This is a genomic window from Anoxybacillus sp. UARK-01 (assembly GCF_002075365.1).
GTDB lineage: Bacteria > Bacillota > Bacilli > Bacillales > Anoxybacillaceae > Anoxybacteroides > Anoxybacteroides rupiense.
On the sequence record NZ_NASY01000037.1, the window covers coordinates 1 to 12,668 of the forward strand.

The 12,668-nt window shown below is 41.2% G+C and carries 12 protein-coding genes and 1 riboswitch; of the genes, 7 read left to right on the plus strand and 5 right to left on the minus strand.

Annotated elements, in window-relative coordinates; genetic code table 11:
* A partial coding sequence (locus B6A27_RS07330; RefSeq protein ID WP_080861023.1) for a transposase occupies positions 1–826 on the minus strand: 826 nt, incomplete at its 3' end.
* Positions 827–855: 29 nt separating this feature from the next.
* On the opposite strand from B6A27_RS07330, the gene B6A27_RS07335 reads away from it, so the two are divergent.
* Positions 856–1,602: a YiiX/YebB-like N1pC/P60 family cysteine hydrolase gene (locus B6A27_RS07335; protein WP_139788092.1), complete on the plus strand. Its 747-nt coding sequence runs from the start codon at positions 856–858 to the stop codon at positions 1,600–1,602.
* Between the two features lie 73 nt (positions 1,603–1,675).
* Positions 1,676–2,740 (plus strand): hypothetical protein, encoded by a 1,065-nt coding sequence (locus tag B6A27_RS07340; protein ID WP_080861025.1) that lies wholly within the window; start codon positions 1,676–1,678, stop codon positions 2,738–2,740.
* A 195-nt stretch (positions 2,741–2,935) separates the two neighbouring features.
* On the opposite strand, the gene B6A27_RS07345 is transcribed toward B6A27_RS07340, so the two are convergent.
* The 4 genes from B6A27_RS07345 to B6A27_RS07360 form a co-directional block, all read right to left on the minus strand.
* Positions 2,936–4,384, minus strand: a complete 1,449-nt coding sequence (locus B6A27_RS07345; protein ID WP_080861027.1) for a flavin monoamine oxidase family protein — start codon at positions 4,382–4,384, stop codon at positions 2,936–2,938.
* A gap of 230 nt (positions 4,385–4,614) precedes the next feature.
* On the minus strand, positions 4,615–6,261 hold the full coding sequence (locus B6A27_RS07350; RefSeq protein WP_080861029.1) for a b(o/a)3-type cytochrome-c oxidase subunit 1: 1,647 nt from the start codon (positions 6,259–6,261) through the stop codon (positions 4,615–4,617).
* Positions 6,261–6,734 (minus strand): cytochrome c oxidase subunit II, encoded by a 474-nt coding sequence (locus B6A27_RS07355; protein WP_080861031.1) that lies wholly within the window; start codon positions 6,732–6,734, stop codon positions 6,261–6,263. Before B6A27_RS07355 ends, B6A27_RS07350 begins: the two co-directional genes overlap by 1 nt.
* A gap of 22 nt (positions 6,735–6,756) precedes the next feature.
* Complete coding sequence (locus B6A27_RS07360) at positions 6,757–6,882, minus strand: subunit I/II of b(o/a)3-type cytochrome C oxidase (RefSeq protein ID WP_066149097.1); 126 nt, start codon at positions 6,880–6,882, stop codon at positions 6,757–6,759.
* A gap of 625 nt (positions 6,883–7,507) precedes the next feature.
* A riboswitch (purine riboswitch) is annotated at positions 7,508–7,609 on the plus strand.
* A gap of 142 nt (positions 7,610–7,751) precedes the next feature.
* Here B6A27_RS07360 and B6A27_RS07365 point away from each other — a divergent pair.
* The 5 genes from B6A27_RS07365 (at position 7,752) to B6A27_RS07385 (ending at position 12,590) form a co-directional block, all read left to right on the plus strand.
* On the plus strand, positions 7,752–8,336 hold the full coding sequence (locus B6A27_RS07365) for a xanthine phosphoribosyltransferase (protein ID WP_080861034.1): 585 nt from the start codon (positions 7,752–7,754) through the stop codon (positions 8,334–8,336).
* Positions 8,333–9,640 (plus strand): nucleobase:cation symporter-2 family protein, encoded by a 1,308-nt coding sequence (locus B6A27_RS07370; RefSeq protein ID WP_080861036.1) that lies wholly within the window; start codon positions 8,333–8,335, stop codon positions 9,638–9,640. Before B6A27_RS07365 ends, B6A27_RS07370 begins: the two co-directional genes overlap by 4 nt.
* 232 nt (positions 9,641–9,872) lie before the next feature.
* The gene (locus B6A27_RS07375; protein ID WP_044746036.1) at positions 9,873–10,592 is read left to right on the plus strand and encodes a YebC/PmpR family DNA-binding transcriptional regulator; all 720 of its coding nucleotides are present in this window, start codon (positions 9,873–9,875) and stop codon (positions 10,590–10,592) included.
* 356 nt (positions 10,593–10,948) lie between these two features.
* A complete protein-coding gene (locus tag B6A27_RS07380; RefSeq protein WP_080861426.1) occupies positions 10,949–12,022 on the plus strand; it encodes a type III polyketide synthase in 1,074 nt (357 codons plus the stop codon).
* Positions 12,023–12,029: 7 nt separating this feature from the next.
* On the plus strand, positions 12,030–12,590 hold the full coding sequence (locus B6A27_RS07385) for an isoprenylcysteine carboxyl methyltransferase family protein (protein WP_080861038.1): 561 nt from the start codon (positions 12,030–12,032) through the stop codon (positions 12,588–12,590).
* Positions 12,591–12,668: the final 78 nt, after the last annotated feature.

Below are 12,668 nucleotides of genomic sequence, written 5' to 3' on the forward strand. Positions count from 1 at the left end.
ACCCATACCAACGCGGCTGTTCTAATCCGTCATTCTTTAACTGATTAAATGTCTGCTCAATCGAGTTGCGAAAACCAAACAACCACTTTCCGAATTCTGTTTTCAAAAACGAACGAATCATCCGACCATAGGCATCTTTTCGTTCATCGCTATTTCGAGGATTAATAGGTGAAACGAAAAAAATTCCTGTCTGTTCGGCTATTTGACGGACTTTTTCGCTGTCATAGGCGGCATCTCCAAGGGCAAATTCAATCTTCCATTCCTTTAAAGATGGAAATAATTCGAGCGCAACGGCTGCATCATTTCGATTCGCAGTCGTGAAGACATGGGATAGGACGATTCCTTCTGTGGTTGTACAAAGGTGCAACTTATATCCTTTGAACCAGTTATACCGAGTCGAAATCCCCCATCTCGCTTGAGAATCATAAAAACTGCTTCGGAGTGCCGTACTGTCGATGATGACAATTTTGGGATACCGAACACCTAAATCTTTTAGAAGTCGAGCATTAAATGTGGAAAATCCTTGTTCTCGAAACCACTTACCTGCACGTGAAAACGTAGAAAGATGTGGAACCTCTTTGAGTCCACAAATACGCCGGAAGTAGCCAAATCGATCGAGTGTTTCCACTAACTGACGTAAAGAATCAATGGAAAAATAGGTTTTTAAAAAGAAACATTTTAACAATGATTTTTTCGAAATCGGTGGTCGCCCGGTTATATAAGGTGTTTCTGGTAAAGAAAGTTGGTCGATGTATTGAAATAAAGCCTGTAAAAGAGGATCCATTTCGCTATTCAGTGCATGTTCGATAACAAAATTGGAAATCATGATAGTGTCCACCCCTTGGAAATGTGTTTTTGGTCACTGTATATGATTTCCAAGACGGTGGATTTTTTGCGTCCTTTTATGCACCCGTTATGCGTTTTGCAACACGTTCGGTATTAATTGCTACTGCAGTGTTATGCTCTAGTCTTTCCACGGTAACCAGCAATACTTTAGCTAATAATAAGGTTACTACAGAACAGCAATTGCAAGCTGAATGGGAAAAGGAAGAAAGAGAAACTCAACAAGCTATCAAAAACTTTCAACCGACTACTGCTGAAGAAAGTAGAAAAAACCTTGAAGCATTGAAAAAAATGGCACCTGAAAAATATGAAGAAGCAACAAAAGTTAACATTCTAGCGAATTCAGGAAAAATGGGAACTGTAGGAGATATTTTAATTACTTACGATAATAAAACATCTGTTTGGGCACATGGACACGCTGCTATTGTTAGAGATAATAATGACTATATTGTAGAAGCGTGGCCGGATGTAGGTGTCCGTGTTTACCAAAATAACTGGGCAAATAGATTCTCTACCAAAAAGAAGTTTTATGTAAAAGACGCATCTTATTCGAAATATGACTCTGCTCAAAAATGGGCTTATTATCAAGTAGGAGATCCTTATAGCCTCACAGCAACAAAAGATAGTGTAGACAAGTTTTACTGCTCACAACTAGTCTGGAAAGCTTGGAACAATACAGGTTATGATTTAGATGCTGATGGTGGCCAAATTGTGACTCCTGCTGATTTAGAAGAGCATAGTTTAACAATAGCATATTAACCATTTTTCAAAAGCAGAACCATTTTTGTTGTTCTGCTTTTGAAAATATAATCATAGAGGAGATAAATTTATTATGAGTCAAAAAGAAAAAAGGACGATAAAAATACTATTAATAATAGTAGCATCAGCTGCATTCATTTGGTTTTTAGGTAATTTACTCTTAGACTTTTTATCTTATAAAAAAAGTAATATTGTAATGAATGAAAATATAGAACTTAAATTAAATGATGGAGAATTGCATTTTATATACTCTCATCCATTCGATGATGGAAGTTATTATTTAAAAACGAAAGACGGCCTTAACTTTGAAAAAGTAAAATTTGACCTAAATGATATATCATATCTTTATAATGACTTTGACAATAATGTTTATTTATTATCGCAACATGCCTTTTCTTATTATAAAATTACAAAAAAAGGAGATGATATCGTTGAAAATAAAATTCCATTTCCTTTAACTTTTATGTTTAAGGATCAAAATCTAGAAGTGTTTGGAATTAATAAAGACATTCAATCTAATACGCTAGATGTTCGTGATTTAAAATATCATAAGAAATACCAAATAGAATATCCCACTTATTTATCTTTAATGAATTATGATGATAAATACATATATTTATCTAATGATGTTATAGATAAGGAAAAATCTGTGATACGAATCATCAGTAGAGAAAATGGAGAAGAAGTTAAAACAATTGAAATATCAAGCACAGCAACTGATTTAGTATTTTATAAAGATAAAGTGGTTGCTGTAACGGATCATTTTCTACATTTCATAGATAAGAATACTTTTGACGTTATGGACATTTCTTATCCATTAAGTTCAGCAGTAGGAGAAGGCGATAAAGCAATAAGTATAAATAATAAACTCTATGTTAGCTACAACAATAAAGGGAAAGTTTCAATTCTTACTCTTGATGAAAAATACAAATGGGAAAATACTATTAACTTGGATATTAATTATGGTTCAGGTAAATTTATCGATCATCAATTTTTTGTATTAGAACAATACGAGCTATCAGAAGATGCTGGTGGCAAATTAAGTGTTTACGACATCACTGAAGATAAAGTTACATCCATTTTTTTACCGAAACAAGATCGTAAAGTTCAAGATTTTGTCCTGACTAAAAATAATTAAATAGGCAGGAATGAATCCATTCTTTGCAGGGCAATATCATACCCGACACTCCATGTGAAGCGGTGAATATGCAATAAATGGTGTCTATCCTTAATTCCCACTAACAATTTTTTCTTTCAAGTCCCCGAAAACCTTTCTAATAGGAATGCTCCCCCACCTACATTTCGCTTAGAGGTGGGAGACTCCTTTAAGAGATTATGGCAGATGGTTTACTTCAAGTGCCACGCGGATTCCTGATTTAATCGCTGTTTGGATCCATCCGTGCGGGACATCCGTGTGCTCGCCGGCAAAATACATTCTTCCTTCTGGAGAAGCGATATGTGGCGAAAGCTCTGTTTCTTGCCATGGTTTATATAATGTAAAACATCCGCTGGAATAAGGATATTTCCCCCAATTATGCGAGATCCCTATCACAAAATGATCGAAAATAGACTGATCATAAATAATCGATAAGGTGTCCAAAGCCTTTCTAATTTGCTCATCTTCGGTTAGGCTTTCCCATGGTAACGCATCATCTTCCCATGTATAGCTAGCTAGCATGACTCCATGTCCTTCTGAGTCGAAATCATGACTTGGAAAATAGGAAAAGCGAGTAGGAAGATCAGTAATGACTCTTCCGCCGTACATTCCTTCCTTTTCCCAAAAACGTTGGCTGAATTGTAAGCCTATTTTGGCCGAAGTAACATAATGAAGCTCGCGAATCGCCTTTCGTTTTTCGTGAGAAACAGAATCGTATGGTTCCATCTGAACAAACTGTAAGGTGGAGAAGGGAATGGTAATGATTGCAATATCACCAGTGTAGTGGTAAAGAGATTTTGTTTGCGGATGAATACAAGAAATGGTCACATCGTGCTGCGTCTGATGAATTTTGACGACTTGACGATTAAAATGAATGTTCGGATATAGTTCAGACAAAAAAGCGTTCGGCAATAAATCGTTGCCGCCTTTAATTTCATAAAAATGCACATCGTCGTTGAAAAGAAGGGACATTTCTCGTAAAACTTCAACCAAAGAAAATTCTGGGAATCCTTCGATCATATGCATAATTTTGATTAATTCAATGGCTGCGTTTGATAAGAAAAGACCATAAGGGTTTGAACGAAGATAGTCGTCCACTGAAAACTTTTCGAAATACTCAATCACAATAGGCCAATGTTTCTTCGGATTTTGAGAGACAAAACGGAAAATCGGTTCGACCATTTTGGTAATGAGTTGATTGACATTTTTTCCTTTTTCCGAAGGGGAGACAGGATAGTTCAAAATGTCAGGATTGCGTAAATATTGACCGTATGTCGTTTTAATTCCATTTAAGTAAAGGATGTCATGAGGGGATGAATTAATGAATGGCTGCAAAGGCAAATTGAATTTTTTTACATATTCCATCACTAAACGGTGAGTGTTCGGAATTCTCATTGCGCCAACATCTAAATAGAGCCCTTCTGTAAATGGAGCCCTTTTTGTAAAAACTCTTCCGCCCACACGGGTCGATGCTTCGATGATTTGCACATTATGTCCGGCGTGGTTTAGCAGGGAAGCTGCCACAAGTCCGGACATTCCTGCTCCTACAATTAAAATTCTTTTGGGATAACTTGATCTTTCTATTCCGCTTTGGATAATTTGGATCATTTTTTTTTCTGATACCATGCTCGTACGATTCCTCCCGCTCTGTGTTCATCACTACATTTTATTTTGCTAGTGAAGGGATTTATGCTATTTTTAACATGTTTTAACATATTTGCTAAAGAGCTTTCGCTTTTTAAAAAAAATATAGCGGGAGAGTTGAAAAGCAGATGCCATATAAAAAGCCATCCATTCCAGAGCGCTTTGGAATGGACGGCTGAAACGATGTCTTGTCTATCTTAATCGGATCGATGTTACCAAAGTTTATAGCCTTTTGAGCCAGGAGGAGCATTTTGGATCATATCAATGAACGGAATCGTATAAGCGATCAAAATCAAGATGATGGCGATGCCGATCCAAAGCTTCCAGTTTTCGAAAACAAGCGGTGTACGTTCTGCCTGTTCGGCTACTTCAGCGACAGGGAACTCTGTTTCTCCTTTTGGAGCAAAGAAAGCTAAATTGGTGACGATAACAAGCACTAAAATAATACCGATGAACAGAATGGTTCCCCCGACGGCTTGGGCAATTTGATATGGAATCCATTCAAGGGCCTGCGGTGAATTCGCATATGTTGAAAATGCCGAACGACGCGGAGCGCCAAGCAATCCAGCAAAATGCATCGCACCGGACATAAAGGACATGCCGACAACCCATACAATTGTTTGGATAATGGCCAAGCGATTCATCGCTCTTGTCATGATGCGGCCGCTTAAATGAGGAATAAGCCAATAGGCTGCGCCAAAAAATGTAAGAACAACGGTAGTAGCCAATGTTAAATGAAAGTGTCCTGTTACCCAAATGGTATTGTGGACAACCTGATCGAGCTGATGCGAAGCATTGACCAATCCGCCAGCTCCTGCAGGAATGAAAAATAACATCCCGACAAACGGAGCGAAAAAGCGGGCGTCCCCCCAAGGAAGCTTGCGCAGCCATCCAAATAAGCCTGCTGCTCCTTTCGAACGGCCGTACATTTCAAAAGTGGCGAACATCGCAAAAGCTGTCATTAATGATGGAATCACGACCATAAATGTTAAGACAACCTGAACGTATTTCCAGAACGGATCAATCCCCGGCTCCATTAATTGGTGGTGGAAGCCGACAGGGATGGAGAAAAGCAAAAATAAGATAAACGATAACCGAGCCAATGAATCAGAAAACATTTTGCCGCCGATTACTTTCGGAATAATGGCATACCAAACCATATAGGCTGGCAACAGCCAGAAGTAAACGAGAGGGTGACCAAAATACCAAAACAAGGTTCGGCTGACAAGTACGTTGATTTGATCGACGAGTCCAAGAGACCATGGTAATAGTTGAATTAAAACAGTGGCTGCTACTCCAAGCGAACAAATCAACCATAGCACCATGTTGACAACAGCCATAAACGAGAGAAGCGGTCCGACCTGGCCTGGATTCGCTTTTTTCCAGCGAGCATAATGAACAAATAAGACGAATCCGCTGATCCAGCTGCCGACGACGACAAGGGTTAAGCCGAGATAAAAGCCAGGATGCGCCTGCAGCGGGGCATAAAATGTATATAAAACAGAGGCTTCCCCAATTAAGATGAAAAAGGCTGTTACGGCTGTACCGATGGTCATCAGCCAAAAACCCATCCATCCCCAAAAGCGGTTGCGGTCGGAAAAGGCCCCAGTCGTTCGACTGACAGCGGCGAATTGAAATCCAATAATAAAGAATGTGGTTAAAACAAGACCAAGCAATACGCCGTGAGTGGTTAAAATGGTATAATAGCTAATATTTGCGGGTAAATTAAACTTTCCGGAACGAACTAGCGTCTGTAACAGACCCGCTAAGCCTCCGAGAGCTAATGCGATAAATGCTACATAAATATGGGCCAGCGCCAATTTAGCATCGCGACGAGCGACCTTTAGCACATCGTTCATTACTTATCCACCACCTTGATTCGGGCTGTCATCATATGGTGACCAGCTCCGCAATATTCATTGCATAAAATGGTATATTCACCGGTTTTGTCAAATGTTTTTGTGAATGAGTTCACATATCCGGGTTCTACCATCATATTTATATTTGTTCCCACTACCTCAAAACCGTGAATGACATCTTTTGTTGTAATATTAATCGTCACTTTTGCCCCTTTTGGAATTTCAACCTGAGCCGGTGTGTAAGCGAATGCTGATGCCACCATGTTGAGCTGATATTCGTTATTTCCTGTTTTGACTAATCCCGGTTTATTAAACGGGGGCGTTTGATCCACTTTCTCTGGATCGATGGTGGTCAAACAGCTTGGCGGCTGGTTTCCTTTAGCGAATGCGCTTACGCCAAGGACGGTTAAAAACACGAATAAGCAGCCAATACCAAAAATCAGCCAAATTTTTTCATATTTGTGTATGTGCATGCCGTCCATTCTCTCCTTTCACTTAAAGACGTTCTAAAAATAGAAAATAAACACTGACCCATGTGAAGATAAGGAAAAAACCTAGCAAAAACACAGCAGCCAGCGTTCCTTTTAAATGGCTGTCTTCTGTCGTTTTTCCTTTTGTCATCCTCCCATCCCTCCTTTCCGCTGTATCCCCCAACAAGTGATTACACCTTCATAATACAAAACAAATGGTCATTTGGTAGGGGATTTTTGTCATTTCACAAATTGTTCATTCCTTGCTTTAGCACTATTGGAATAGTAAGAAATTAATAGATCCACCTTTTTAAGCAAAATCGTTCATAGGAAATATGGCGATATTGTGAACATAGGTTTTCCAGCTGACCTATCATAGATGAACAGTGTTTGTAAAAAATGCACGGTCCGAAGAGTCTTGTGACTTGCTTTTTCATTACACAGCTATGAGGCAAAAGTCGCGACGATGGAGCTTGCAGATCCTGTAAAGCAGCTCGACTGCCTTCCTTTGTTTTAGGGAAATGGACCGGGTTTTCGCTTGTTCATATGTCAAGTTAAAAGATAAAACGAATGATCTCTGGAAAATCAATGAACGGAGGCGAATCTGTCCCTTGTTTTGGCGCGTTTTTGTATAGGAAAAGGAGAGGAATGAATGATAGAAAAGGCCGAGGCAGTGAATGGAATTAGCCGAATAATTCATCTTGTTTTTGTTAAAATGTTCGCTTCTCTCTTGCGATCTCTTTTCAAACAAGGGAAATCATGCTATACTGCTAATAACTTGATATCGCTGACTCACTCATATAATAGCAGGGATATGGCCTGCTAGTTTCTACCGATCAACCGTAAATTGATCGACTATGAGTGGCAATGTCAGAAACGGACGGATGGAATAAATGAAGGCCTTCATTTTGCCACATGACCCCATCCTTTGTTTTCTATTGGCTTAAAAGACATTGCCTTACTCATACAAAGAGTGGGGGCGATGTTTTTTAAGCTTTTTATTTTCAAAGGAGGAACAGCATGCGAGAATTAATGGAAAAAATCAGAGAAGAAGGAGAAGCGATTTCCGATCATGTGCTGAAGGTGGACCGCTTTTTAAACCACCAAGTTGACCCTGAACTGATGATGCGAATTGGCGAAAATTTTGCGGACGCGTTTCGGAATGAGAGGATCACTAAAGTGCTGACATTGGAATCATCCGGGATCAGTCCCGCTCTAATGACCGCATATATATTGAAGGTGCCGCTTTTATTTGCAAGAAAACGCAAATCTTTAACGCTGCAAAACGATTTGTATACAGCCAATGTCTATTCATTTACGAAGCAGGAATATACCGAAATTTCCGTATCCCGTTCGTTTCTTCAGAAAGACGATCGTGTTTTGATTATTGATGATTTTTTGGCAAACGGTCAAGCAGCATTAGGACTAACAGGAATTGTGCAGCAAGCGGAGGCAGAAGTAGCAGGAATTGGCATTGTGATTGAAAAAGCATTTCAAGATGGCGGAGAGCAGTTGCGCCGCTTAGGTTTTCGGGTGGTGTCTCTTGCCCGCATTACCTCTTTAAAAGAAGGCGTACAATTCGCAGAAGAGGTGATGTGCCAATGAATCCAATCAAATTAGGTTCTTTAGGCCTGCAGCATGTTTTGGCGATGTATGCCGGGGCCATTATTGTTCCTTTAACAGTCGGAGGAGCCTTGAAGCTGACATCAGAGCAGCTGACCTATCTTGTGGCGATTGATTTGTTAATGTGCGGGATTGCTACTTTATTGCAAGTATGGCGTACGGGGTTTTTCGGGATCGGCTTGCCGGTTGTATTAGGCTGTACCTTTACGGCCGTTGGCCCGATGATTGCGATCGGACAGCGGTACGGATTGTCAGCGGTATACGGCGCTATTATCGCTTCTGGAATTTTTGTTATCTTCATTGCCAAGTATTTTAGTAAACTGCGTGTTCTTTTTCCGCCGATTGTGACAGGTTCGGTTGTTACAGTCATCGGTTTGACTCTGATTCCGGCGGCCATGAACAACATGGCAGGTGGACAAGGGGCGAAAGACTTTGGTCATATTGATAATATTGCCCTTTCATTCGGTGTTCTGTTATTGATTATCGTGTTGTATCGGTTTTCTACTGGATTTATTCGTTCGATTGCGATTTTGCTCGGCATGATTGCTGGAACCATTGTGGCGGCATGGATGGGGAAGGTTGATATGAGCGCTGTTCAAGAGGCTTCGTGGCTTCATCTCCCTCATTTATTTTATTTTGGGATGCCTACTTTTAATCTAACAGCTGTCTTAACAATGATTTTAGTCGCAATTGTGAGTTTGGTCGAATCGACAGGCGTCTACTTTGCTTTGAGCGATATTTGCAAACAGCCGTTGACGGACAAAGACTTAGCAAATGGCTATCGCGCGGAAGGCTTGGCCATTTTGCTGGGCGGATTGTTCCAAGCGTTTCCTTACACCACTTACTCGCAAAATGTGGGCCTTGTCCAGCTTTCTGGAGTGAAGAAGCGCCGAGTCATTTATGTGGTGGGAACGATTCTGGTTGTGCTCGGATTGATTCCAAAAGTCGCCGCGCTGACCACGATTATTCCGGCTCCTGTGTTAGGCGGAGCGATGGTGGCGATGTTTGGGATGGTCATTGCTTATGGCATTAAAATGCTCAGCCAAGTGGAGTTTGCTTCACAAGAGAATTTATTTATTATTGCTTGTTCAGTTGGCGTAGGGCTTGGGGTCACAGCGGTGCCGAATTTATTTGCGGAGCTGCCGTCAAGCATTCGAATTTTAACCGATAGCGGCATTGTCGCTGGCAGCCTGACAGCCATTGTTTTAAATATCGTTTTCCATGTCTGGCCCGCGAAAAAACGCAGCCATTCCGCTTCTCCCCTTCAAGAGCAGCAAGTATCATAAAGAATAACGAACAGCGCCGTCTCGTATTTAGCAAAAGCGAGATGGCGCTGTTTTGTATTTTTCTATGCTTTTAAACACTGGACAGAAGGGAGTAAAACTAGCTAAAGATGGCTAACTTCATATATAATATAATGTTGTGGCTAGATAAAATGCCTTATGTGGTTTCAAAAGCGTCACAGATGGATCGATATGGCTTTGACAGATTCAAAATATAGAAAGAGAGTGAAGCGGAATGGGACGTAAATGGAACAACATCAAAGAAAAGAAAGCGTCGAAGGATGCGAATACAAGCCGTATTTATGCCAAATTCGGGCGGCAAATTTACGTGGCTGCTAAGCAGGGAGAACCAGATCCAGAGTCAAACCGGGCTTTAAAAATGGTGCTTGAGCGAGCCAAAACATATAGTGTGCCAAAAGCGATTATTGACCGAGCGATTGAAAAAGCGAAGGGAAGCTCGGATGAAAGCTATGATGAATTGCGTTATGAAGGCTTTGGACCAAATGGATCAATGGTCATTGTCGATGCGCTTACGAATAATGTGAATCGGACAGCATCAGAGGTGCGCGCAGCCTTCGGTAAAAACGGCGGCAATATGGGAGTAAGCGGATCGGTATCATATATGTTTGACGCCACGGCTGTCATTGGTGTCGAAGGGAAGACGGTGGATGAAGTGCTTGAACTATTAATGGAAGCAGATATTGATGCGCGCGATATTTTGGAAGAGGATGAAACGGTGATCGTTTACGCCGAACCCGATCAATTCCATGCGATGCAGGAGGTGTTTCAGCGCGCAGGAATCACGGAATTTACCGTGGCTGAGCTGACCATGCTCCCACAAAATTATGTCACGCTTTCTGATGAAGCGCTGGCTCAATTTAAAAAAATGATCGACGCATTGGAAGATTTAGAGGATGTTCAGCGCGTGTACCATAATGTCGATATGGATGAATAATGGCTTAAGCTCCGAAGTGTGTTGAAATAGGAAAAATAATGAACGATCCGTGCTGTGAACGGGAAAGATGGCCGATGTGCCAATCATTTTATCTTTGAGCGATAGGCATGTTGAATAGATTTGATCTGTATGACAGACAGAAGAGGCTGTTTCTATGAGCAGCCTCTTTTTTATATAGAATCGCTTTTCTGTTTCATACGATTTTTCGATGATTTCCATGAATGATGTTCCAACAGCGATGGACGGCACGCTTTTCTGACCAGGTGGAAGAAGAAAAGGAAAGAATGGAATCATTTGCATTTTTTTTTAACACAAAGGGAATAGTACAGGTAGCTGATGAAAAAAGAGGTGGTTGTATGCCTGCGATTATTTCCGCTGGTCTTGCTTCATTGCCATTTACGGTTACGCAAGACGAGATACGTCAATATGTGAAACGGCTTTTTGCGTCCTCTGTTCCACATATCGAGCGGCTGCTGCCGGTCTTTGCGAACGGCGGCATTCAATCGCGATCGTTCGTTCAGCCGCTTGATTGGTATGAAAAACGGCACGGCTTTTCAGAAAAAAACGAGCTATATATAGACCGCGCTGTCCATTATGGATGTGAGGCGATTGAAAAATGCTTAAGCAATGAGACCTTTTTGTCTAAACCGATCAACTATGAAGAAGTAGAAGCGATTTTTTATATTTCCACTACTGGCCTTGCCACGCCAAGTATCGAAGCAAGAATCATGAACCAACTGCCGTTTTCTCCTCATACGAAGCGTGTGCCGATTTGGGGATTGGGCTGCGCGGGTGGAGCGGCCGGGCTAGCGCGCGCTTATGAATATTGCTTAGCGTTTCCGAAAGCAAAGGTGCTGGTCGTCGCCGCTGAATTTTGCAGTCTCACCTTTCAGCCGCATGATACCGGAAAAAGCAATTTGATTGGCACATCGTTATTTGCTGACGGGGTTGCCTGTCTTTGTGTGGCAGGGGATGAAGCTGTCGATAACGTGCCTCGTCCGCATATTGTTGATGTGCAGTCGGTGCTTATGCCGCATTCTGAAGAGGTAATGGGGTGGAACATTCAGGATGATGGTTGGTTTGTCGTCTTTTCCAAAGATATTCCATCACTCGTTCGTTCATGGCTGAAGCCGAATGTAGAAGCATTTTTGCAAAGAAACGGCCTGGCGATGCAGGACCTGCGCCATTTGATTGCCCACCCAGGAGGAAAAAAAGTCATTGAAGCCTATCAAGAAGCGCTTATGATGGATGAGTCAAAAACAAATGGATCATTTGAGATTTTGCGTCGATTTGGCAATATGTCTTCTGCTACGGTCTATTTTGTTCTCGAACAATTTATGCAGCAGCCCATTCCAAAAGGTGATTATGGTTTAATGATGGCCCTTGGCCCAGGATTTAGCGCGGAGCTCATTTTATTGTGCTGGGAGTGAATAACGTATGCTCATTTATGCCTTCTTTTGTCTTATTGTGTCCATGCGGGTGCTTGAATTATGGATCGCTAAACGGAATGAGCGGAGATTAAAGGCGATAGGGGCAAAGGAATTTGGCCGTGCGCACTATCGTTGGATGGTCATTATGCATACGTTTTTTTTACTTTCCTTTTTGTTTGAGTCACTATACAAAGGAGGGCATCTTTCGCCATGGTGGCCGTTCTTTTTTGGCGTGTTTCTTATTGTTCAATGGTTGCGCATTTGGTCCATTGTTTCGTTAGGACTGTTTTGGAATACTAAAATTTTGATCTTGCCTAACGCACATGTCGTGGTAAAAGGGCCCTATCGCTTTTTGCGCCATCCCAATTATCTGGTTGTTGTTCTTGAATTTTTGCTTATTCCTTTGTTGTTTCAAGCGTACATAACGGCGGTTGTGTTTTCTGTTTTGAACGCTTGCGTCTTATTTGTTCGAATTTCGACTGAAGAAAAAGCGCTTGCCGCCATGACAGATTATGAATCTCGTTTTCAAAATCGCTCTCGTTTTTTTCCATTTCTCCCTGCCAAATAACGGCGGGAGATTTTTTTGCAATTTTTTATGTTGGGAAATGTGCGCAAATACAGTAAAATAGGTATATATGTTGCAAAC